Origin of the sequence: Adlercreutzia rubneri (assembly GCF_009755265.1) — a bacterium.
Taxonomy (GTDB): Bacteria; Actinomycetota; Coriobacteriia; order Coriobacteriales; family Eggerthellaceae; genus Adlercreutzia; species Adlercreutzia rubneri.
On record NZ_WPOO01000006.1, the window covers coordinates 17,463 to 40,876 of the forward strand.

Annotated in this window: 18 protein-coding genes; 14 read left to right on the forward strand and 4 right to left on the reverse strand. The window is 64.6% G+C overall.

Annotated elements, in window-relative coordinates; all coding sequences use genetic code 11:
• The first annotated feature begins 24 nt into the window (after positions 1–24).
• The 4 genes from GO707_RS04965 (at position 25) to GO707_RS04980 (ending at position 5,949) form a co-directional block, all read left to right on the forward strand.
• Positions 25–654 carry an MptD family putative ECF transporter S component gene (locus GO707_RS04965; protein ID WP_157012403.1) on the forward strand — a complete coding sequence of 210 codons (630 nt, stop codon included), beginning with the start codon at positions 25–27 and terminating at the stop codon, positions 652–654.
• 9 nt (positions 655–663) lie between these two features.
• The gene (locus GO707_RS04970) at positions 664–2,493 is read left to right on the forward strand and encodes an ABC transporter ATP-binding protein (RefSeq protein ID WP_227070440.1); all 1,830 of its coding nucleotides are present in this window, start codon (positions 664–666) and stop codon (positions 2,491–2,493) included.
• A complete protein-coding gene (locus GO707_RS04975) occupies positions 2,483–4,216 on the forward strand; it encodes an ABC transporter ATP-binding protein (RefSeq protein WP_157012404.1) in 1,734 nt (577 codons plus the stop codon). The genes GO707_RS04970 and GO707_RS04975 overlap by 11 nt, the downstream gene beginning before the upstream one ends.
• A gap of 215 nt (positions 4,217–4,431) precedes the next feature.
• Entirely contained in the window at positions 4,432–5,949 is a 1,518-nt protein-coding gene (locus GO707_RS04980; protein WP_157012405.1) for an IMP dehydrogenase, read from the forward strand.
• Positions 5,950–6,048: 99 nt separating this feature from the next.
• Here the strand turns inward: GO707_RS04980 and GO707_RS04985 are convergent, their stop codons facing one another.
• Positions 6,049–6,930: a LysR substrate-binding domain-containing protein gene (locus GO707_RS04985; RefSeq protein ID WP_157012406.1), complete on the reverse strand. Its 882-nt coding sequence runs from the start codon at positions 6,928–6,930 to the stop codon at positions 6,049–6,051.
• A 211-nt stretch (positions 6,931–7,141) separates the two neighbouring features.
• On the opposite strand from GO707_RS04985, the gene GO707_RS04990 reads away from it, so the two are divergent.
• Positions 7,142–8,131, forward strand: a complete 990-nt coding sequence (locus GO707_RS04990; RefSeq protein ID WP_157012407.1) for a TDT family transporter — start codon at positions 7,142–7,144, stop codon at positions 8,129–8,131.
• 308 nt (positions 8,132–8,439) lie between these two features.
• On the opposite strand, the gene yihA is transcribed toward GO707_RS04990, so the two are convergent.
• Positions 8,440–9,024 carry a ribosome biogenesis GTP-binding protein YihA/YsxC gene (gene yihA, locus GO707_RS04995; RefSeq protein WP_022740782.1) on the reverse strand — a complete coding sequence of 195 codons (585 nt, stop codon included), beginning with the start codon at positions 9,022–9,024 and terminating at the stop codon, positions 8,440–8,442.
• Between the two features lie 83 nt (positions 9,025–9,107).
• Between yihA and GO707_RS05000 the strand changes: the two genes are divergently transcribed.
• A complete protein-coding gene (locus GO707_RS05000; RefSeq protein WP_157012408.1) occupies positions 9,108–9,341 on the forward strand; it encodes a hypothetical protein in 234 nt (77 codons plus the stop codon).
• 361 nt (positions 9,342–9,702) lie between these two features.
• Entirely contained in the window at positions 9,703–12,276 is a 2,574-nt protein-coding gene (leuS, locus tag GO707_RS05005) for a leucine--tRNA ligase (protein WP_157012409.1), read from the forward strand.
• A gap of 178 nt (positions 12,277–12,454) precedes the next feature.
• On the opposite strand, the gene GO707_RS05010 is transcribed toward leuS, so the two are convergent.
• Positions 12,455–15,205, reverse strand: a complete 2,751-nt coding sequence (locus tag GO707_RS05010; RefSeq protein WP_157012410.1) for a PAS domain-containing hybrid sensor histidine kinase/response regulator — start codon at positions 15,203–15,205, stop codon at positions 12,455–12,457.
• A gap of 173 nt (positions 15,206–15,378) precedes the next feature.
• On the opposite strand from GO707_RS05010, the gene GO707_RS05015 reads away from it, so the two are divergent.
• Both GO707_RS05015 and GO707_RS05020 read left to right on the forward strand, forming a co-directional pair.
• Positions 15,379–16,074 (forward strand): SanA/YdcF family protein, encoded by a 696-nt coding sequence (locus GO707_RS05015; protein WP_227070438.1) that lies wholly within the window; start codon positions 15,379–15,381, stop codon positions 16,072–16,074.
• Between the two features lie 10 nt (positions 16,075–16,084).
• Complete coding sequence (locus tag GO707_RS05020; protein ID WP_157012412.1) at positions 16,085–16,930, forward strand: hypothetical protein; 846 nt, start codon at positions 16,085–16,087, stop codon at positions 16,928–16,930.
• Here GO707_RS05020 and GO707_RS05025 read toward each other — a convergent pair.
• On the reverse strand, positions 16,919–17,359 hold the full coding sequence (locus tag GO707_RS05025) for an IS1096 element passenger TnpR family protein (RefSeq protein WP_198161018.1): 441 nt from the start codon (positions 17,357–17,359) through the stop codon (positions 16,919–16,921). The two genes, GO707_RS05020 and GO707_RS05025, sit on opposite strands and share 12 nt — an antisense overlap.
• A 353-nt stretch (positions 17,360–17,712) precedes the next feature.
• Here GO707_RS05025 and GO707_RS05030 point away from each other — a divergent pair, with 353 nt between their 5' ends.
• From GO707_RS05030 to GO707_RS05050, 5 genes are all read left to right on the forward strand, one after another.
• Positions 17,713–18,351: a TetR/AcrR family transcriptional regulator gene (locus GO707_RS05030; protein WP_157012414.1), complete on the forward strand. Its 639-nt coding sequence runs from the start codon at positions 17,713–17,715 to the stop codon at positions 18,349–18,351.
• 206 nt (positions 18,352–18,557) lie between these two features.
• The gene (locus tag GO707_RS05035) at positions 18,558–19,475 is read left to right on the forward strand and encodes a 3-phosphoglycerate dehydrogenase (RefSeq protein ID WP_227070437.1); all 918 of its coding nucleotides are present in this window, start codon (positions 18,558–18,560) and stop codon (positions 19,473–19,475) included.
• A gap of 284 nt (positions 19,476–19,759) precedes the next feature.
• Positions 19,760–21,148 (forward strand): bifunctional phosphopantothenoylcysteine decarboxylase/phosphopantothenate synthase, encoded by a 1,389-nt coding sequence (locus tag GO707_RS05040; protein WP_157012415.1) that lies wholly within the window; start codon positions 19,760–19,762, stop codon positions 21,146–21,148.
• A gap of 152 nt (positions 21,149–21,300) precedes the next feature.
• Positions 21,301–21,972, forward strand: coding sequence for a response regulator transcription factor (locus tag GO707_RS05045; RefSeq protein WP_157012416.1), 672 nt, complete (start codon positions 21,301–21,303; stop codon positions 21,970–21,972).
• A 99-nt stretch (positions 21,973–22,071) separates the two neighbouring features.
• Positions 22,072–23,256: a sensor histidine kinase gene (locus GO707_RS05050; protein ID WP_157012417.1), complete on the forward strand. Its 1,185-nt coding sequence runs from the start codon at positions 22,072–22,074 to the stop codon at positions 23,254–23,256.
• Positions 23,257–23,414 lie beyond the last annotated feature (158 nt).

A 23,414-nucleotide genomic window follows, 5' to 3' on the forward strand; every position in this document is an offset into this window, starting at 1 on the left:
ATCCCAACGGAAAGGATTGAATCTATGGCAGCAACGACAACGACGGCAGCGGCAACGGCGGTGGCGGGTTCTCCCGCCCGGCTCACCGCGAAGGACATCGTGCTTTTGGCGGTGTTCGGCGTGGTCACCTTCTTCGTGATGATGATCGTGGCCATGGTGTGCAGCTTCAGCACCGATATGGCCTGGTGGACCCATGCTATCGGCTCCATCCCCGCCGGTATTGTGTGGGCCTATCTCATGGCGCGGGTGCCCAAGCGCGGCTCTGCTCTTATCGCCGGCGCCATCATGGCGCTGCTCGGCTTCGTCATGGGCATGGCCTGGACGGGGCCGGTGGGCATGCTCGTCGGCGCGGTGCTTTGCGAGCTGATCATGATCGCGGGTAAGCGGGCGAAGTGGTCGATCGCGGTGGGCTTCGCCGTGCTCGTGGTGTGCTGGTGGTTCGGCCAGATCTCCCTCATTCTGTTCGCGAGCGAGAGCTACGTGCAGATGGTCATCGACATGGGCATGACCGCGGAGTACGGCCAGGGCCTCATCGACTGGGTTCACAGTCCCGTCTTCCCCGTATGCGGCTGCGTGACGGCAGTCTGCGCGCTGCTCGGCAGCTGGCTGGGCATGCGCATCTTCCAGAAGCACTTCGCGAGGATCGCGGCCTAAGGGGGAACAGTGGCATCATTGGAGAAAGCAGAGGCGCGCTCGGGCAACGCCATCGCGCAGCTGCTGAAATTCGCGGGACCGCGGCGCTGCTTGGCTTATGTGGGCTCGGCGCTCGCGGCACTCAACGGCGTGCTCACCATCGTGCCGCTCGTGCTCGTGTGGTTCGTGCTGCGCGACTTCGTGGCCGTGGCGCCCCGCTACGAGCTGGCGGCCGACGCCACGCTGTGGGCGTGGCTCGCCTTCGCCGTGGCCGTCGTCGGCGCGCTGTGCTACTTCGCCGGCCTCATGCTCACTCACACGGCCGCCTTCCGCGTGGCCGCCAACATGCGCAAGGCGTGCCTGGCCCATGTGGCGAAGGTGCCGCTGGGGTATTTCGACGCGAACGCCTCGGGGCGCCTGCGCCGCATCATCGACGGCTGCGCCGGCCAGACCGAGGACGTCATCGCCCACAAGATGCCCGACTTCATCGCCTCGTGCACGGCACCTGTGGCGTTCCTCGTGGCCATGTTCCTGTTCGATTGGGTTATGGGGCTTGTCTGCCTCATTCCCGTGGCGGTGTCGCTGTTCGCCATGTGGTGGATGATGGGGCGCGATGTGCCCGAGGGTGGCCGCTTCTTCATGCAGCGCTACCAGGAGGCCTTGAACCGCATGTCCACGGCAGCCACCGAGTATGTGCGCGGCATTCCCGTGGTGAAGGTGTTCCAGCAGACGGTGCACTCGTTCAAGGCCTTCCACGCGGCCATTATCGACTACCGCGATATGGCCACCCAGTATGTGAACTTCTGCCGCCTGCCCCAGGTGGTGCAGCTCGTGGCCATCAACGGCACCTTCGCGGTGCTCGTGCCGGCGGCTATCCTGCTGGCCGCAAGCGCCGGCGATTTCGCGCGGTTCCTCACCGACTTCCTCTTCTACGTCGTGTTCTCGGCCTTCACCACCACGGTGATGAGCAAGATCATGTACGCATCCGAGGCCCTCATGATGGCCGAGGACTCCGTGCGCCGGGTGAACGAGATTCTGGCGGTGGAGCCCATGGAGGAGGTGCGTTCGGAAGCGGCGGAGCACGTATCCGATGCGTCTGTGGCCCTGCGCGGCGTGACGTTCTCCTATCCGGGCGCCGCGGTGCCGGCTGTGCGCGACGTGACGTTGGAGGTGCCCGCCGGGGCCACGGTGGCGCTCGTGGGGCCCTCTGGCGGCGGGAAGAGCACACTCGCGAGCCTCATCCCGCGCTTCTGGGACCCGCAGGAGGGCACGGTCGCGGTGGGAGGCGCCGATGTGCGCGCCGTGCCGACCGCCGAGCTGATGGACACCGTGGCCTTCGTGTTCCAGAACGACCGCCTGTTCAAGGGCACGCTTGCCGACAACATTCGCATGGGGCGCCCCGATGCGAGCGACGAGGAGGTGCGCGCGGCTGCCGAGGCCGCCCAGTGCGCCGACATCATCGCCAAGTTCCCCGAGGGGCTCTCCACGGTGGTGGGGTCGGCCGGGGTGTACCTGTCGGGCGGCGAGTGCCAGCGCATCGCGTTGGCCCGGGCCATTCTGAAGGACGCGCCCGTGGTGGTGCTCGACGAGGCCACGGCCTTCGCCGATCCGGAGAACGAGGCGCTCATCCAGCAGGCGCTGGGACGTCTGGCCGCGGGCAAGACGGTGCTCATGATCGCGCACCGGCTCTCCACGGTGGTGGACGCCGATCTTATCGCCGTGGTGGATGGCGGCGTCATCGTGGAGCGCGGCACCCACGACGAGCTCTTAGCGGCTGGCGGCCTGTACGCGCGGCTGTGGGCCAACTATCAGCAGGCAACTCAGTGGAAGATCGAAGGAGGTGGCGCCCATGCTGCGTGATGCGCTGGCCCTCACCGAGCAAGGTGCGAAGTCGCTGCGCCGGGGTGCGGCCGTGTGCGCCCTGGCGAATGTGGTGCTCATGTTGCCCGTGGGCGTGTTCTATCTGGTGACGGGGGAATTCCTCGCCCATTTGGAGGACCCGGCGACGCCCCTGCCGCTGCTGGCACCCTATTTGGTGCTCATCGTCGCGGTGCTCGCCGTGGTGTTCGCCACTCAGTATTGGCAGTACCACGCCACCTACAGCGTCGTGTACCAGGAAAGCGCGCGCAAGCGCATCGGCTTGGCCGAGCGGCTGCGGGTTCTGCCCCTGTCCTTCTTCGGGAAGCGCGATCTGGCCGATCTGACGAGCGTGGTCATGAAGGACACCGCCGACCAGGAGCGCCTGTTCAGCCACACGATGCCCCAGCTGTTCGGCACGGGCGCGTCCACGGCCATCGTGGCCGTGATGCTGCTTGCCTTCGACTGGCGGCTCGCCTTGGCATCCCTGTGGCCGGTGCCGGTGGCCGTGATCGTGCTTCTGGCCACGACGCGCCTGCAGACGGCGGCCACGCGCAAAAAGAACGCGGCGGCCCTCGTGCTCGCCGACGGCATTCAGGAGTACCTGGAGTCGAATCGCGAGGTTCGCGCCCTGAACCGCACTGACGACTTCCTTGCGCGCCTGAACGGGAACGTGGATGCCTTCGAGCGGGCGAAGCTCGCCTCGGAGCTGACCACGGGCACGGCCGTGAGCTCCACCCAGACGCTGCTGCGCTTGGGCACGGTCACGACTATCCTCGCCGGCACGGCGCTCGTGGCCGCGGGCCAGTGCGACCTGCTCGTGTTCTTCTGCTTCATGCTCGTGGTCACGCGGCTCTACGATCCCATCAACCTCATCCTGCAGTCCACGGCCGAGCTCATTGACATGCGGGAGTCGCTTGCCCGCATGCGGGCCATCGAGCAGGAGCCGGCCCAGGTGGGCTCTGTGGACTTCGCGCCCCAGGGTCACGACATCGTCTTCGACGGGGTGTCGTTTTCCTACGAGAACGGCGAGCCGGTGCTCACCGACGTGAGCTTCACGGCCCGCGAGGGCGAGGTGACCGCGCTCGTGGGGCCCTCGGGATCGGGCAAGTCCACGGCCGCGAAGCTGGCAGCCCGCTTCTGGAACGTGAATGCGGGGCACATCACTGTGGGCGGCGTGGACGTGGCCGGCGTGGACCCGGAGACGCTTTTGACCGACTACACCGAGGTGTTCCAGGATGTGGTGCTGTTCAACGGCACCGTGATGGAGAACATCCGGCTGGGCAGGCGCGCAGCCACCGACGAGGAGGTGCTCGCCGCGGCCCGCGCTGCCAACTGCGACGAGTTCGTGCGCAAGATGGCCCAGGGCTACGACACTCCCATCGGCGAGAACGGAGCGCTTCTCTCGGGCGGGGAGCGCCAGCGCATCTCCATCGCCCGCGCTATCTTGAAGGACGCGCCCATCGTCCTGCTCGACGAGGCCACCGCCTCCCTCGACGTGGAGAGCGAGTCGCTCGTGCAGGAGGCGCTTTCCCGTCTTCTCGTGGGCAAGACGGTGCTCGTCATCGCCCACCGCATGCGCACCGTGCTCGGCGCCGACCACATCGTGGTGCTCGCCGATGGCCGCGTGGCCGAGGAGGGAGCGCCTGCCGAGCTCCTGGCGGCCAGCGGCCTGTTCGCCCGCATGGTGAGCCTCCAGGGCGCCGCCGCCGACTGGAAGCTGTAGCCCTTTTTGTCGCGATTCGCCTCGCCCATCAAACTCTGTAAGGGGCGGCTTCAGCCGCCCCGCCAGCCCCGTCTGGCCGCTTGTCTGCCTCAGTCTCTCGTACCGCCGCCGAAAATATGGAGCGGCATGCGGCGGCCTCTGGCAGAAGGGCCGTCCTCGGCCTATAATGAGCCAATTACCGTCCAGGGCATCGAGCGGCAAAGGAGCGCACAACTATGGCCTACTACTTCGAGGAACCGTCCCGTACATTCAACGAGTACTTGCTGGTGCCGGGCCATACGCCCGCCGATTGCGTGCCTGCGGCGGTCAGCCTGAAGACGCCCTTGGTGAAGTACCGCAAGGGCGAGGAGGAGTGCCCGCTCTCGCTTTCCGTGCCGATGGTTTCCGCCATTATGGCCGCCGTGTCCGACGACAAGATGGCCGTGGCCCTGGCCACCGAGGGCGGCCTGTCGTTCATCTACGGCAACCAATCCATCGAAGACGAGGCTGCTATGGTGGCCCGCGTGAAGGACTACAAGGCCGGCTTCGTCACCTCCGACGCAAACCTTTCCCCCGACATGACGCTCGAGCAGGTAGTGGCTCTGAAGGAGCAGTACGGCCACTCCACGATGCCTGTCACCGACGACGGAAGCGCCCACGGCAAGCTGCTCGGCATCGTGACCGAGCGCGACTACCGCCTCTCTCGCATGTCCATGGACGAGAAGGTGGCCGACTTCATGACGCCGCGCGAGAAGCTCGTGGTGGCTCCGGATGGCACCTCTCTGAAGGCCGCCAACGACATCATCTGGGATCACAAGTTGAACTCGCTGCCCATCGTGGATGCCGACGACCATCTGGTGGCGCTCGTATTCCGCAAGGACTACGACTCCCACAAGTCCAATCCCGACGAGCTTTTGGACGCCCACAAGCGCTACATGGTGGGCGCGGGCATCAACTCCCGCGACTACGCCGAGCGCGTGCCGGCGCTTGTCGAGGCCGGCGCCGACGTGCTGTGCATCGATAGCTCCGAGGGCTATTCCGACTGGCAGAAGATGACCATCGAGTGGGTGCGCGAGCACTACGGCAACGATGTGAAGATCGGCGCGGGCAACGTGGTGGACGCCGAGGGCTTCCGCTTCCTCGCCGATGCGGGCGCCGACTTCGTGAAGATCGGCATCGGCGGCGGCTCCATCTGCATCACCCGCGAGACCAAGGGCATCGGCCGCGGCCAGGCCACCGCGACCATCGAAGTGGCGAAGGCCCGCGACGAGTACTTCCGCGAGACCGGTGTCTACGTGCCCATCTGCTCCGACGGCGGCATCGTCTACGACCATCACATCTCGCTCGCGCTGGCCATGGGCGCCGACTTCGTCATGCTGGGCCGCTACTTCGCCCGCTTCGACGAGAGCCCCTCGGCCAAGGTCATGGTGAATGGCACTTACATGAAGGAGTACTGGGGCGAAGGTTCCGCCCGCGCCCGCAACTGGGGCCGCTACGACTTGGGTGGCAAGAAGTCGCTGTCCTTCGAGGAGGGCGTCGATTCGTACGTGCCCTACGCCGGTAGCCTGAAGGACAACATGGCCATCACGCTGCTGAAGCTGAAGAGCACCATGTGCAACTGCGGCGCGCTCACCATCCCCGAGTTCCAGGACAAGGCGAAGCTCACGCTGGTGTCGGCCACCTCCATCGTGGAGGGCGGCGCCCATGACGTGCTGCTGAAGGACAAGGCTCCCTACGCGAGCAACACCCGCTAGGACTCGCTTGGCGGCGCGCAGGCGCATCGCCAAACTCTGGGATTGCCGAAAGGCGCTTCGCGACAATGCGGAGCGCCTTTTTATGGGGTGGGATGAAGACTATGCTTTGAGCGCTTCGAAAAGATCTTCCATATCCTGCTCGTAGATGCTGTCGCGCAGGTAAATGAAGCTGATGTCGTGGAAGATGCCCGCATCGGAGAGGGGGATAACGCGCAGCGTGCCCTCTTGCACCTCCCGCTGCACGGCGGCCTCGTAAACGAAGGAAATCCCAAGATCGGCCTGGACGAATATCTTGATGATATCGAGGCTTTCCACGACGAAATGATCGGCGAAGGAGGCAGGCGAGAGATTGCGCTGAGCGAGCGCGTGGACAAGCACGTTGCGGCTGCCGCTGCCCTCCTCGCGCAGAATGAGTCGTTCGCCCAAGAGGTCTTCCAGGGTGCGTGGCGTACGCGGGAAGCGATGCTCGGCCGCGCAAATGGGCACCAAACGCTCGGACGAGAAGGGGCGTGAGGCATAGCGGGCCTTGTCGAAGAGCCCTTCCACGAAGGCGCAATCGATGGTTCCCGCGTCGAGGAGCTCCATCAGGTGCTGGGTTCCGCCCGAGCGCACGGTGACCTGAATGTCGGGTCGGGCGCCCAGACAGCGGGCGAGGGGCCGGGCCACCACGTACTCGCCGGCGGTCAGCGTCATGCCGATGCGCAGCTTGACTGTGGCGCCATGGGCCACCTCCTCGATGCGCTCGTGCAATAGCACGTCGTCGTGGGCCATGGTCGCTAGCCCGTCGCGCAGGACACGTCCCGCCGGCGTCAGCTCCAGCTTTTTGCGATGGTAGGTGAACAGCTTCGCGCCGTACTCGCGCTCCAGGTACGTGATGTGCTGGGAGACGGCCGGCTGGGTGAGCGCCAGCTCCTCGGCGGCTCGGGTGTAGTTCAGAGTGCGGCACACGGTGAGGAACGTCTTTACGCGATAGTCCTGCATTGCGTCTCCTTCGATGGGTGCGGTGGTTCCTTAGGGACTCGGGTAGCATATCAATAAACTTCTCTAATGGCTACATAATGATATATAAGTTTTCTTTTGGTAAGAAACCGCGCATAATAAAGCCATTCTACTCCTGCGGGTCGTTGCGTTATCTCCGGCGATTCGTGGTCGAGACATTTCCGGCTCCAAAGGCCCCGACGAAAGGTGCTCTATGCGCGACATTATCAAGAAAGTACCCATCCCCACAGCGGGCGTGGCCTTGGGCCTGGCCGCTTTGGGCAACTTGCTTCAACCCTATGCCGAGATCGCCCACATTGCTTGCGGGGCGTTGTCTCTCTTCTTGGTGGCTATGCTCGTCGCCAAGCTGATCATGTTCCCCTCCATGCTTCGCGAGGACATGAAGAACTCCGTTTTCGCAAGTGTTTCTGCCACGTTCTTCATGACGCTGATGCAGCTGGCCGGATACTTGGCTCCCGTGGCTATCGTGCCGGCTTTCGGGCTGTGGTGCTCGGCGGTGGCGGGGCATTTCGTGCTGATGACGTGGTTTACCCTGTACTATATCCGCCGCTTCAAGCTCACCGAGGTCTTTCCTACGTACTTCATTTGCTACGTGGGCATCATCGTGGCGGCTGTAACGTCTCCCGTCTTCGGCGCCGAGGCCTTCGGCCAGGGCATTTTCTGGTTCGGCTTTGCCTGCTACCTCGTGCTGCTCGCCGTGGTGACGATGCGCTACATCAAGCATGAGATCCCCGAAGGCGCTCGCCCGCTGTTCTGCATCTATGCTGCTCCTATGGGTCTGTCGCTGGTTGGATATCTGTCGGTTATGCCTGATCCGAACCTGGTGTTCGTGGCCGTGCTCATGGGCCTCGGCCAGCTGATGCTCATCGGCGTCGTCACCCGGGTGCCGAAGTTCCTCGCCCTGCAGTTCTATCCGAGCTACGCAGCCATGACCTTCCCCTTCGTCATCTCCGCGATGGCGCTCGGCAAGGGCGTGCAGGCTCTCTACGCTGCCGGCTACTCCATTCCGGCGCTCCCGGTGGTCGAGGCCCTCATCGCCGTGGAGACGCTGTTCGCCGCCGTGATGGTCGCCTACGTCTTCGTGCACTTCATGAAGTTCTTCTTCGGTACGCCGAAGGCGGCCAAGGCCCCGAAGACGCGTCCCGAGGTTCCTGCGGCTCTCACTGTCGAGGTCACCGAATAACGCTTGAACACCTATCGCCTCGCCGGCCCGACGTTCTGCTCTGGCCAACGACGGCCCCTCCTCTCCTCAGCGCCCCGGTTCCTCCACTGGGGCGCTCTCCTTTTTGGGAGGGGGTTTCGTTTGTGGCGGGATTTCCCGATTTTCATCGGCAGCGCCTTCGGCATCGCCGCGATTTCCCGATTGCCACGCTAATGCATACCTCACGAGGTGGAAATCGGGAAATCCCGCCATATTGTGCTCCATGGGGGATGAGCTTTCAGCTTGCGGTACGCCTCGGAGCTTGCGACGCGTCTCGGGGCTTGCGGCCCTTATCTCTCGATGGCGCGGTTGATGAGGGCGCGCAGCTCGTCGATGCCGTCGCCCTTCTCCGACGACGTCACCACCATGGGCACGCCACCCGGCAGCTTGAGCGCCTTCTTGATGGCGGCGCGCTGCTTCATCTGCTGCTGCTTCGACAGCTTGTCCGCTTTGGTCAGCGCGATGGCGAAGGGCAGCTCGGCGTCCATGAGAAACTGAACCATGTTGCGGTCGAGCGCCGAGGGCTCGTGGCGGATGTCGATGAGCGACACCACGAGTGCGAAGTCGCGATCTTGATTGTAGTAGCCCTCGATGAGCTCGCTCCACCGGCCCTTTTCTGCTTTGGACACTTTCGCGTATCCGTAGCCGGGCAGATCCACGAGATCGTGGCCGTCCACATCGTAGAAGTTGATGGTGGCCGTCTTGCCCGGCGTGGACGACACCTTCGCCAGGCCCTTGCGGTACATGAGCTTGTTGAGTAGCGACGACTTGCCCACGTTCGAGCGCCCCGCGAAGGACACCTCGGGACCTGTGGATGCTGGCAGCTGCTCCGAGGTGCCGTAAGCGGCTTTAAACGATGCGTTGTGGAAGTTCATGGGTGCTCCTTCGCGGAGGGGATCGCGGTATTTCGCTATCATGGTACTTGAATTGGACGGTCGAAGGGCGAAGGGGCGCGGAAATGACGGCAAATCATAGGAAAGATGCGCTGGAAGTGGCGCACATCACGGGCGTGCAGGGCATCCGCGCCGCCATGGCGCGCTTGGCCGATGAGGAGGCCGACGTGCCGCTGCCTGGCGCAACGCCCGAGGAGGTGCCGCTGGGGCGCCGCATCTGTTCCGTGTGTGCTGCTGACAACGACGGTTCCCGAGAAACCTGCTGGAACTGCGGCGCCTCCCTGCGCCGTGTGCGCTAACTTTTGACATAGCGGTGTGGTTCCAGAAGATCTGCAGGTTGCCGTCGGGCGGATTTTCCGACTTGTTAGATGTCCGCTGCAATAGTCAGCGAGAGCGCCGGCGTGTTTTCGCCGCAAGTTATCGCGATTCGTTAGCGGTCGCCTTCGAAAGGATCGTAGCGCGCATCGGGCATGTCTAACAAGTCGAAAAAAACGCCCGAAATCGGGTGATAGGTTTTCTGGCTCGTCCGTCTGTCCCGTGAGGGGCGCGGTCGGGCGCTGGCGCCCCTTTTCCAAGAGCGCATCATGGCTATAATGGGGAAATCAACTCGCGGCCGCGGGGAATGCGCGCGGTCGAAAGCCACGTTTTCGAGGGAGTGCCATGAAAGCTTACAATCCCCATGAGATCGAGCCCCGTTTGCAGTTGGCCTGGGAAGAGGCCGGGCTGTACACGGTGCCGGAGAATTCCGATGCGCCCAAGAAGTATGTCCTGGAGATGTTCCCGTATCCCTCCGGCGACATGCACATGGGGCATGCGAGCAACTACACCTACGGCGACGTGGTGGCCCGCTACTCCAAGATGCAGGGCTTCGACGTGCTGCATCCCATGGGCTGGGACGCTTTCGGCCTGCCCGCGGAGAACGCCGCCATCAAGCATCACAGCCATCCGGCCATCTGGACCTACGAGAACATCGAGACCCAGAAGAAGAGCTTCTCCCGCATGGGCTTTTCCTACGACTGGGATCGCAAGGTGGTGGCGTGCGATCCGGAGTACTACCGCTGGGGCCAGTGGATCTTCCTGAAGTTCTGGGAGCGCGGTCTCGTGGAGCGTCGCAACTCGCCGGTGAACTGGTGTCCGAGCTGCGGCACCGTGCTCGCCAACGAGCAGGTCATCGAGGGTCGCTGCTGGCGATGCGACTCCGAGGTGGAGAAGCGCGACCTCACCCAGTGGTACTACAAGATCACCGACTACGCCCAGGAGCTGCTGGACGACCTGGATCAGCTGGAAGGCTGGCCCGAGCGCGTGAAGCAGCAGCAGGCCAACTGGATCGGCCGCTCCGAGGGCGCCAACGTGGACTTCATCCTGTGCGACCGCGACGGCAACGCGCCGGAGAACCCCACGGAAGACGACGTCATCACCGTGTTCACCACGCGCGCCGACACGCTGTTCGGCTGCAGCTTCTTCTTGCTGGCGCCGGAAAGCAAGCTGCTCCGCGGCCTTGTGGAAGGCACCGAATACGAGGTGCCGGTCATGGAGCTGGTTGAGGCAGCCAAGAAGGTGACCGCCGTCCAGCGCGCCCAGGGCGACCACGAGAAGCACGGCGCGTTCACCGGTCGCTACGTGGTGAACCCCATCAACGGCGAGAAGGTGCCCGTGTGGGTGGGCGACTACATTGTGGCCGACTACGGCACCGGTGCCGTCATGGCCGTGCCCTGCGGCGATCAGCGCGACTTCGAGTTCGCCCGCAAGTACGATCTGCCCATCATCCCCATCATCCTGTCTGAGGACGACCCGCTGTACCCGCAGCTCAAGGACGAGCAGGGCCGCGTGGTGACCACGGTGGACTGGCCGGAGGCCTACGCCGCCGAGGGCATCCTCGTGCAGTCCGGTCCCTACACGGGCATGATCGGCGGTAAGCACTCCGAGGGCGAAGCGGCCATCGTGGCCGCGCTGGAAGAGATGGGTCGCGGCAAGCGCACCGTGGAGTTCCGCCTGCGCGATTGGCTCATCAGCCGCCAGCGCTACTGGGGCAACCCCATCCCCGCTATCCACTGCGAGAAGTGCGGCGTGGTGCCCGTGCCCGAGGAAGATCTGCCCGTGCGCCTGCCCGAGGACATCGACCTGGCCGCCGGCGAGACGCTGGCCACCCATGCCGGGTTCGTGAACACCACCTGCCCGGTTTGCGGCGGCCCGGCCAAGCGCGAGACCGACACCATGGACACGTTCACGTGCTCCAGCTGGTACTACATGCGCTACACCGACCCGCACAACGTGCACGCGCCCTTCGATCCGGAGAAGACCAACGCCTGGATGCCCGTCGACCAGTACATCGGCGGCATCGAGCACGCCATCCTGCACCTGCTCTACAGCCGCTTCTTTACGAAAGTGCTGCGCGACTGCGGCCTGCTCGACTTCGACGAGCCCTTCACGAACCTGCTGTGCCAGGGCATGGTGCTCGACGCCCACGGCGATGTGATGAGCAAGTCGAAGGGCAACGTGGTCTCGCCGGAGGAGATGATCGCCGAATACGGCGCCGACGCCGTGCGCGCCTACATCTTGTTCTTGGGGCCGCCCGAGAAGGAGAAGCTGTGGAACGAGGACGGCCTGCCGGGCATGTACAAGTTCCTGAACCGTCTGTGGCGCCAGGTGCACGACTTGTGCGGTAAGGCCGGCGACGAGACGCTGTTCGCGCAGAAGCCGGCTGACGAGGCGGCCGTGGCCGCGGCGAAGAAGCTCATTCGTGAGCGCCATCGCGTGGTGGAGAAGGTGTCGGCTGACATCGAGCGCAACACCTTCAACACCGCCATCGCCGCCATCATGGAGCTGTCGAACGCCGCCGGCGAGTACCTGCGTGCGTTCAGCCCCGAGGATCGCGCCGCCTGCGAAGACCATCGCGCGCTCGACGCGGAGGTGGCCGAGGTGCTGGTGAAGCTTGTGGCGCCGTTCACGCCCCATCTGGCCGACGAGCTGTGGCGCGAGGCGCTGGGCCGCGAGGGCTTCGTCTACGACCAGCCGTGGCCGGAATACGACCCCGATCAGGCGCGCGCCGACGAGGTGGAGCTGGCCGTGCAGATCTGCGGCAAGATCAAGGGCCGCGTGACCGTGGCCGCCGATGCCCCGGAGCCCGAGGTGCTCGCCGCCGCCCGCGAGGCCGTGGCCGCCGCCCTTGAGGGCAAGACGGTGAAAAAGGAAGTCTACGTCCCCGGCCGTCTGGTGAACATCGTCGCCGTGTAGCTGCAACTCCTCGCAAGCAGAATCCGTAGGGGGCGACCTTGGTCGCCCCTCTTTTTGTCGTGCGCCCATAACCCGCTCACGAGGGCTGACCAAGGTCAGCCCCTATGGAAGAGGATGCGCATCTCCGCAGGGCGCCCAGAGGCCTGCGATCGGGTCCGCCCTCCCGCAGCGAGCGATGCTAGCTGAGTACCTCGTCTAGAGCTTCGAAGAGCTTGTCGATTTCGACGGGCTTGGTGAGGTGGCCGTTCATGCCGCTGCGCAGGGCCTTCTGGCGATCCTCTTCAAAGGCGTCCGCGGTCATGGCGAGGATAGGCACTTGCGCTCGGGTCGGATCGTTTAGGCGACGGATGGCCTTGGTGGCCTCGTAGCCGTTCATGACCGGCATCTGCACGTCCATGAGCACCAGCTGGTAGTGCCCCGATGGTGCGTCCATGATCTTCTCTACCGCTTCGCAGCCGTTCACGGCGTATTCCACGGTGAAGCCCTCGTTCTCCAGAAGGGTGATGGCGATCTCGCGGTTGAGGTCGTTGTCGTCCACGAGCAGGATGCGGCTGTGGCGCAGCCGGTGGCTCGGGTCGACGTGCTGGGTCTTGGCCTCTTGGGCCGCTGCGGTCGCGCCCTCGCACGCCAGCTGCAAGGTCAGCTCAACGGTGAATGAGGTGCCCTTGCCCTGGGTGCTCTTCACGGAAATAGTGCCGTGCATCATGTCCACGAGGTTCTTCGTGATGGCCATGCCGAGCCCCGTGCCCTGGATGCCGCTGATGGTGGAGGTGCGCTCGCGCTCGAAGGGGTCGAAGATGTGCTCGACGAATTCGGGGCTCATGCCAATGCCCGTGTCCGACACGGTGAAGCGGTAGCGTCCGTAGCCGACCGGCGCGCCGGGCAGCTCGTCCAGCGTCACCTTGATGAAGCCGCCGGGATTCGTGAACTTCAGGGCGTTGCCCAGCAAGTTCAAGAGAATCTGGTTGATGCGCAGCTTGTCGCAGCGCACCTCGGTGTGGCGGACGCTCTCGGTGTTGATGGAGAAGTACAGTTGCCGCGCGCTCGTCTCGGCCTGAATGATGCTGTAGAGATCGTCCAGAAGATCGACGAGGTTGTAGGGCTGCTCGTCCAGCGAGACCTTGCCGCTCTCGATATGGCTCATGTCCAGAATGTCGTTGATGAGGCTCAAGAGATGCGTGCTGGAGGACTTGATCTTGTTCAGGTACTCCTCCACTTTCTCCGGCTGATCGAGGCGGCTGGCAGCCAGAGTGGTGAAGCCCACAATGGCGTTCATGGGCGTGCGGATGTCGTGGGACATGTTCGAGAGGAAGGCGCTCTTGGCGGCGTTGGCCTTGTTGGCCTGGGTCAGTGCCTCTTCCAACAGGGCCTTCTTCTTCATCTCCTCGCGGGTTTGCACGTCGACGCTGCGCAGGCCCAGCACCATGTTGTGAGCTTGGGGCCAATCGCCGCCGCGCACGACGGTGGCCTGGCAGTACTCCGTAACGTCGCCGTGGTTGATGCGATAGTTCACATGGATACGGCTCTCGTCGGTCAGGCGCGTGATGAGGCTTTCCGCCGAAAGCGCGTCGCGCAGCATGGCCTGGTCCTCTTCCACGACAGCTTCATTGATGTATCCGCCGAGGCAGCTGTCAAGATTGAGCTCGCCGGCGAACAGCTCGTCCAGCTTGCGAAGCCTGTCGCCGCTGACGCGCAGGGCCTCGCCCGCTTTGGTGTCCAGGCTGAAGGAGCACACGAGCAGGTAGTCCTCGGAAAGCGCCTGGATGAGATCGCGCTGGCGGCGCTCCTTGCGCACTTCTTCCTTTTTCTTGTCCGTGTAATCGAGCAGGTAACGCTGCAAGAGCAGCTCGCCATCGCTTTCGATGAGCTTCACGTTGCCCATGACATGCACGATGTCGCCGTTGTCGTGGCGCACGCGGTACTCGGTGCTCACCGAGTCGCCGACGTTCTTCAGGGTAGCGATTGATTCGCGCATCTTCCCGGCGTCCTCATCGACGACCGAGGGGGCCACCATGTCGAAGCCGGCGGCCATGAGGTCTTCCGCCGAATCGTAGCCCAAAATGTCCAGGGCCGCCTGGTTGATGCCGAGCAGGCGCGTGCCGTCGAGCGAATGGGTGATGACGCCGCAGTCCATGGTGGTGAAAATGGTTTCCATGGTGCGGTTCTTCTCGACGATCTCGTCCTCGTAGGCGCGTTCCTGGGTGACGTCGATGCCCACGCCAACGGTGCCCATGACCGAGCCGTCGATGTTGTAGAGGGGCGACTTGTAGGTGGTGAGCAGGCGCGTGCCATCGCTGGTCTGCACGGTCTCCTCCGAGACAATGGTGGACTTGGCGGCCATGACCCGGCGCTCCGATTCTATGCAGGCGGGATCGTCTGCCTCCACGTCCCAGATGTAGGCGTGGCCTCGGCCCTGAACCTGCTCTTTGGTCTTGTTCACCGTGGCGCAGAAGGCGTCGTTGACCTTGTGATGGATGCCGTCCTTGGACTTGTACCACACGAGCGACGGAATGGAATTGATGGTGGCTTCCAAATACTGGCTCGTCTCCCAGGAGTCGGCGTAGCGCTTGCAGGCGCGCTGCCAATGGTTGAAGCGCCAGGATGCCTCGGCGGCGCTCAAGGGCGCGATCCACAGGTCGGCGATGTCGTTGAAGTAGGGCTCGACGGCGGGCACTTGGTCGTGGGTGACGATGAGGGTGACCGTTGTGGTGGCCTGCCGGTGAGCGGCGAAGACGCGGGCCCAGGCGGCGGCATCGTGGCCCGTGGCATCGGCGAAAATGGCGCTGGCCTGGGCGGTGAGCGCCTCTTCGGGCTCGTCACTGCGCGTGAAATGGTGCGTGAAGCTTGGCTGCGGCTGCGCATCTTCGATAATGCGTGCGATCTCGTCGGGCAGGCCCACGAGGTAGAAAGTCACCGGGCAATGGTACATGGCGCGCGTCCTTTGGAGTTGCTCAACGTGTCGTTGCCGTAACAACGAGGAAACGGTTTCTCAACCTGTGTAGTATACCAACTTTATCAGGGATGACTTCCCGCACCGCTGGACAAGTTTGAATTTTTGCTATAGTGTACCCCGCTTTTCCGATGCTACGAAGGAGGTGGCCTGTGGCCCGCGACAACGCCCGACCCGTGCCCTGGTGGCGCTGGTGCGCTCGCGTGCTGCTGGCCGTCTGCGCGCTGGCGGTGCTTATCGTGGGCGTGGCCAACGTGGTCACCGTGGCCGCGACGCGCGATCGGGTGGTCACCGTGGAAGGGGCCGCATCGGCGCTGGCCAGCGACCCTGCCGATGCCGTGGTGGTGCTGGGGGCCAGCGTGTACGCCGACGGCACGCCGAGCGATATTTTGGCTGATCGCTTGGAAGTGGCCTGCGACTTGTACAAGAGCGGTGCGGCCCGGGCCATCATCGTCAGCGGCGACAACCGCACCTCCCACTACAACGAGTCCGACGCCATGAAGGCGTACTGCGTGGAGCTGGGCGTGCCGAGCGAGGACGTGTACGTAGACCATGCGGGCAACACCACCTACGAGTCGATGTGGCGGGCGCGGCACGTGTTCGGGGCGGACCGCATCATCGTGGCCACCCAGGCCTATCATCTGTATCGCGCCATGTTCGCTGCCGATTGCTTGGGCATGCAGGTGTGGGGCGTGCCCTGCGACAAGGGGGCCTACGACAACCAGCGGGCTTACAGCATCCGCGAGGTGCTCGCTCGCACGAAGGACTTCTACGCGGCGCTGCTGCAGGTGCCGGTGGACACGGCCGGCGAGGCGGTATCGCTGAACGGTTCCGGAGATCTGACGTGAGGGGGCGCTTGTGCAGACGCTAGGCACCGAACTGGACCGAACCATTGCCGGTTGGGGCCCTGAAGCCGCCGCAGCTCTCAAGCGCTCGCGGAACAAGGATCGCTTCCGCGCGGCCGTGGAGCGCACGTGGCGCTTGCGCCCGGACGTGGGACGGTTTGTCCTCATGCACACCAACGGCATCTACATCGCCAAGGACGAGCGCCCCCGCAAAGGGCCCGACCGCCACAAGGACTGGTGGGTCTTCGGCATGTACCTGGACGACGCCATGGCGCGCACCGAGGTGGACGCCTGGCAGTCGGTGCTGCTCATGAACCTGGAGCAAGAGGGTTTCGCCGTCAACGAGCTGCGCTTCTTCCCTGCGAAATGGGATATGCGCCAGCGGCGGCTGTTTCCGGAATTGTGGGAGGAGGGGGAGAGCGCCTGCGTTCCCGGCAACCGTGACGGGCTCAAGTACCAGGACGAGGCGCGGGCCTTGGATATCGTGAAGCGGGCCGTGTTTCTCGTCTTCGAGGACACCGAGCTGGCCTGGGCTCTTCTCGAGAAAGTTCGCGGTGCCTCGGTGCGGGAGATGTTCGCCGCGGGATCAACCGGCGAGACGGCAGTTCGGGATGGCAAGCGACAGGGGGAGAAGCGCTACCGGCTGCTTCTTTACGTGGATGACGTGGCGCAGACAAAGCCGATCGTGGAGGCGTACTCGGAGGCCATTCGGTCGCGCGCCCGCCTGCTGGGCTTGCGTCTCGGCTCCATTTGGGTGCGGAAGGCTCCGCCTCTGCTGGCCGGCAAGCACGCGTTTAAGCGCACGGGAACGTCGGAGCCGCTGCGCGACGAGGCGCTGCGGGGCGGTTCAGCCGAATAGCTTCAAGGCGACGGTGTCGTCGAGGACGATTTTCAGTTCGCGGCCATTCGGCAGCGCGTAGGTATAGTAGAGCGGCTCCTCCGGACGGCTGAACACGCGGCTCAGCGGCACGTCGGCGGCGCAGTAGATGCGGCGGCAGCGGGCCGAGACGCGATCTTGGGTGGCGAACAGCAACGGATCCTCGTAGCGGTCGCAGCCCTGGCTGAAGAAGTAGTTGTGGGCGTCGTCCCACCCGAAGTGCTGGATGATGAGCCGATGCAGGTCGGCAAGGGTCTCGTCGGCGCTCATGAAGGCGCTGCACTGCGGGGAGGAGTCGTCCGCCGGCCCGATAACGAGGGTGAGCGCAGCATTCGAAAAGACCCCCTCGCACGGGGCCGCTTCGGGCGCGCGCCACCATTGGCCGGGAAATTCGATGATCTTGGCGGTCACGACTCGAGCCTTTCTCGTCCTCCTCATGACGGGGGCATTGTAACAGGAGTTTTCCCTAAGGGAAATCAAATGGTTGAAATTGGCCGAAAAAGTAGCTTCAAGCAGGGATAAGGTGTCTATTTACACTAAGTAAATAAGTCAGGAATTCAAGGGATTTGGTGAGTCTTTCGCCGGGGCGCCCGGTCTTGCGGGAGCCCGGTATTATCATCGCAGCAGCGTCTCTCCTCGTTGATGAGAGATTAATGGCCGCAGCTGCGCTGCGATGACCAAAATGAGTGGTTGCCCGACGGCGCGGAGCCGGTCGAGGCGTTTTGCACGCGGCATTGTCGGTTGCGCGGGCGGGAAGGTGGGGCATGGCCCAGCAGAAGGGGAGAACGAGCAAGGCGGACGCCACCCGGCGCCAATTGCTGGATGCGGCGATCGAGGTCATTTCCGAACGCGGCTACGCAGACACGACGGTGGAGCGCATCGTGGAGGTGGCGGGCGTTTCGAAGGGCGTGGCCTACTACCACTTCTCCAGCAAGGCCGATATCGCCACCTGCATCCTCGTGGAGGGCATTGGCGAGATCGTCGACGACTTTGTGGCTATCGCCGGTAAGGCCCCTTCGGCCGTGGAAGCCCTTACGGCCATGATGGATTCTTTCGCCGCGACTATTTTCCGCAACGCCGGATTCGGGCGCATCCTCGTGTCGGAGTTGTGGCGGCGCGGGCGCGAATGGTCCGAGCCGATGCGCGCTTTGGAGGAGCGCCTGCTGGCGGTGCTGCGCGGGCAGATCGAGCGCGGGCAGCGCGAGGGCAGCATTCGCGGCGATATCGATGCGGCGTTCGAGGCGGTGGCCGTGGTGGGCATGGTGCTCACGACGACGCTGCACTACATCCGCGAGGCCGAACAGCGCGTCGAGGAAGGCTGCGACTGCGCCGAGGCGTTTGCGGCGGCGGAGCGCTCGCTTACCGCGCGCATTTGCGACTACGTGCACCACGCCAACGCGTAGGGGGCCGGGGCTTCTGCCGCCCTTGCGCGCCGCCGACCCTCGCGCCGCCACCCGCATGCGCCGCCGCCCTTGCGCGCCGCCGCACGCATGCGCCACCACCCGCGTGCGCCGCCGCACGAAACCGCTTTTTCTCCGTCAGCGCAACTGTTGCTTTAGCGCGCTAAAGTTCGCGGTATGCTGGGGATGCCTACTGAAAGGAGCTTTTCGTGTACAAGATCTACTGCCTGAACAACATCTCTCCTGAGGGCCTGGCCCTGCTCACCGACAACTATGAGGTCACCGAGAACATCGACGAGGCCGACGCCATCCTCGTGCGCTCCGCCGACATGCACGAGATGGAAGTGCCCGCGAACCTGAAGGCCGTGGCCCGCGCCGGCGCTGGCGTGAACAACATCCCGCTGGACAAGTTCGCCGAGGCCGGCATCGCCGTCTTCAACACGCCGGGCGCCAATGCCAACGCCGTGAAGGAGCTTGTGCTGGCCGGCATGCTGCTGGCGAGCCGCGACATCATCGGCGGCGTGGCGTGGGTGCGCGACAACGCCGATGATGAGAACGTGGGCAAGGCCGCCGAGAAGGCCAAGAAGCAGTTCGCAGGCGGCGAGATTCTTGGCAAGACGTTGGGCGTCATTGGCCTGGGTGCCATCGGCAAGCTGGTGGCGCAGTCCGCCGAGGCGCTGGGCATGAAGGTCATCGGCTACGATCCGGCCATGGACGAGATCACCGTGCACGAGCAGATTTCCCCGACGGTGGAGTTCGCCGACCTGCCGAAGGTTCTCAAGGAGAGCGACTTCATCACCATCCACGTGCCGGCGCTGCCCGCCACCAAGGGTATGATCAACGCCGACGCCATCGCTCAGATGAAGGACGGCGTCGTGTTCCTGAACTTCTCCCGCGACGTGCTGGTCGATGATGCCGCCATGGCCGAGGCGCTTGAGTCCGGCAAGGTGGCCGCGTATGTGACCGACTTCGCCAACCCGGCCGTCGTGAAGATGGAGCGCGCTATCGTCATCCCGCATCTGGGCGCCTCCACCGCCGAGGCCGAGGACAACTGCGCCAAGATGGCCGTCGAGGAAGTCATGGCCTACCTCGAGCGCGGCGAGAAGATCCACTGCGTGAATATGTAGAAACTCGGTAATGCGGGTGGCGAAGGAGAACGCCCTCTCGTCGCCCGCTTATCGCTTGATCCTGCTGCGAATGCGGCAAAAGAAGCAGAGAAGATGACGCGCATGGGTCGGTACCATCCCGACATCGTTGCTGCTGAAGCAGAATCTGCTTCTTAACGGCCGCATTCTCCGCAGGGCGATAAGAGGTCGCCGAGAGGGCGTTCTCCTTCGCTGGCTGCGTGCGATTCGAATTAGCCAGTTGGTTCGCCTATAATAGGCGGAAAACTTCGTGGAAGGAGAGGGCGATGAGTGTGGAGCGGCCTTGCATATTGGTGGGAGTGACCGGGTGCATTGCGGCCTACAAGGCCGGGGAGATCGTGCGCGGGCTGCAGAAGGCGGGCGTGCGCGTGAAGGTGGTCATGACCGAGCACGGTACGCACTTCGTCGACCCGGTGACGTTCCGGGCGCTCACCCACGAGAAGGTGGCGGTGGGGCTGTTCGACGATCCGTCCGATCCCATTCGCCACATTTCGCTCGCCCAGGAATGCGACGTGTTCCTCATTGCGCCGTGCACGGCCAACGTGATGGCGAAGGTGGCCTGCGGCATTGCCGACGACTTGCTGTCCACCACGGCCCTGGCGACCACGGCGACGCTGGCCATCGCGCCGGCGGCCAACGTGCACATGTACGAGGCCGCGGCCACCCAGGAGAACATGGCCACGCTGCGCCGTCGCGGTGTGCGCTTCATCGAAGGGGATGCGGGCTATCTGGCCTGCGGCGACGTGGGTCGCGGGCGCCTGGCCGACCCGGCCGTCATCGTGCGCGAGACGCTGGGGCTTCTGGCCGAGCGCGTGGGCCTGGACGCCCTGCGCGAGGCCTGCGAGCAGCACGGCGAAGTGCCGTTCGCAGCCGTGATGGAGCAGATCAGCGCTGTCTCTTCGCGTCATCCCGAGCGCTGCGCCGAATCCGCTTCTGCTCCCATTCCTACCGACGCCCCGCAGCCCGCCGCCGTGGCCGACGGCGCGGCCACCATGCCCGCGGGCGCGCTTGCCGGCCGCACGGTGCTCGTGACGGCGGGCCCCACGGTGGAGCCCATCGATTCGGTGCGCTACATCTCCAACTATTCCTCGGGCAAGATGGGTTACGCCATCGCCGAGGCCGCCGCGGCCGCCGGCGCGCGGGTGGTGCTCGTGTCGGGGCCGGTGGCCCTTGCCGCGCCCGCCGGCGTGGAAGTGGTGCCCGTGAAGACGGCCCGCGATATGCTGGCCGCTGCCGCATCCGTGTTCCCGGCCGCCGATGCCGCCATCTTCGCCGCCGCTGTAGCCGATTTGCGTCCGACAAACCCGGCCGACCGCAAGCTGAAGAAGGGCCGCGACGATGCGGCGCTCGCCAACGTACCCCTCACGGAGAACCCCGACATTCTGGCCACTCTGGCCGCGGGCAAGCGTCCCGATCAGTATGTGGTGGGCTTCGCCGCCGAGACCAACGACGTGCTCATGAACGCCCATGCCAAGCTCAAGAAGAAGAACGCCGACATGATTGTGGCCAACCAGGTGGGCGATGGCCTCGCCTTCGGCACCGACAACAACGAGGTGTGGCTCGTCACGGAAGGCGACGACGTGCTTCTGCCCCTCATGAGCAAACGCGCCGTAGCCGAGCGCCTCATGGAAGTGGTAGCTGCGCATCTGGACTAACGCCTCTTACGCTTCCGTAAGCTGGCGCGGTTTTTCCTGAAAGCGCCCCCTGTGCAGGGGCGCTTTCGCTATCATGGTGGCGAACGAGAAAGGGCATCGGGCGCAGCGGCTCAGGTGCTGACTGCGGCGACGCGCGCGTGGAAAGGGGCATCATGCGGGTTCTGTTGGTTGAGGACGACCATGCCATCGTGCGGGCGCTCACTGATCTTTTGGAAGGCGAGGGCTTTGCCGTGCGTTCCTGCGCGACCCAGGATGGGGCATGCGCGGCATTGGCGACTGACGACTTCGACATCGCGCTTCTGGACGTGACGCTGGCCCAGGGCAATGGGTTCGCCGTGTGCGCGGCGGCCCGCGAGGCGGCGCCGGATATGCCCGTCATCTTCCTTACCGCTTCCGACGACGAGTACTCAACGGTAGCGGGCCTCGATATGGGAGCCGTCGACTACATCGCCAAGCCCTTTCGCGCCCGCGAGCTCATCTCGCGCATCCGCGGAGCGCTGCGGCGCACGGCCCCGGCCTCCAACGTGCTCACCGTCGGCGACGTGAGGCTCGACGTAGCCTCGGCGGCCGTGACCAAGGACGGCCGCGAGGTGTTCCTCTCGGCGCTGGAGTACCGGCTGCTGCTGTACTTCTTGCAGCACAAGGGCAAGCTTGTCACCCGCGAGAACCTGCGCGACGCTATTTGGGACAGCGCCGGGGAGTACGTGTCGGACAACGCGCTGAACGTCTATGTGAAGCGCCTGCGCGAGAAGGTGGAGACCGATCCCGCTGAACCTGAGCTCATCGTCACCGTGCGCGGCCTCGGCTACAAAGTGGGGGAGTAGGGGCGATGGCGCGAGTTCGGTGGCCGAAGGCCGTGCGGTCGATGGGGTGCGTCGTGTGGCCGATGGAGTGCGCCGCCACGGCACGAGGGGGCGAGTAGCGTGGGCTCGGCATCGACGCTCTTGCGCCAGTGCGCGGTTATGGCGGCGCTCGTGGCTGTGCTCGCGTGGGCGGCGCCGAGCGAGGTGAAGCCGTGGGTCGCCGGCACGGGCGCGGTGCTGCTGGCGGTGTTCCTCGTGGTGTCGCTGTACCGCCATCGCCAGATTCGCCGACTTGCCGAGGAGATCGACGAGGTGCTGCATTCGGGCCGCACGGTGGACTTTTCGAACTGCCGCGAGGGTGATGTGGCCGTGCTCGCCAACGAGCTGTCGAAGATGGTGTCGCGCCTTTCGCGCACCCGCGATCAACTGGCCCGCGAGCGTAACGCCCTGGCCGATTCCCTGGCTGATGTGTCCCATCAGATTCGCACGCCGCTCACGGCCATCACCCTCATGCTGCCCGTGGTGGAGCGCGCCGACGATGCGCGGGAGCGCAAGCGCGCCGTGCGCGAGCTGGAGTCGATGATCGAGCGCGTCTCGTGGCTCGTGACCACGCTGCTGAAGATCGCGAAGGTGGACGCCGGGGCCATGCACGTGGAGCGGCGCGAAGTGCGGGCCGCCGAGGTGGCGCGCCGGGCCGTGGCGCCTTTGGCCACGGCCATGGATCTGCGCGATGTAAATCTCGTACTGGAATTGGACGAGACCGCCACCTTCCAGGGCGATGCCCCCTGGACCGCTGAGGCCGTGGAGAACATCGCGAAGAACTGCATGGAGCACACCCCTCCCGGGGGCACGGTGACCGTGGTCGTGCGTGAGGATGCCCTGGCCACCACTATTGCCGTTTCTGACACCGGCCCCGGCATCGCCCCAGAGGACCTGCCCCACATCTTCGAGCGCTTCTACCGGGGAAGGGGGCCCGTCCCGGCATCTCCCGAGCTTGCGCCCGAGGGGCGACTAAAGTCGTCCCCTTCAGAAGGCTTCGATCCGGCTGAGGGAATTCGATCAAAACCGTTCCGTTCGGAAAATACCGATCCGACCGACAGGATGCAGGCCGATCCCGTAGGGGGCGACCTTGGTCGCCCCTGGGCTGACGACGACGGCAACGACGCTCGTCAGCCCGCCGGGTTCGGCATCGGGCTTTCCCTGGCGCAGGCCCTCGTCTCGGCCCAGGGCGGCACCCTGCGCGCCTCCAACAACCCCGACGGCGGCGCCCGTTTCGAAATCGCCTTCCCGAAACTCGTGGTGTAGGTGGCGCGCCTGCTAATGCTCGAAATTTGGGACATTAGGCCCGTTAGTGTTCCAAATTTTGAGCATTAAGCCTTTTAATTACATTACCGTAATGGGCGCGTTAGGGGGCGGCAATGGGTGGCCGCCATACTTGTTCCGTAGATTGGGAAACCAGGAGA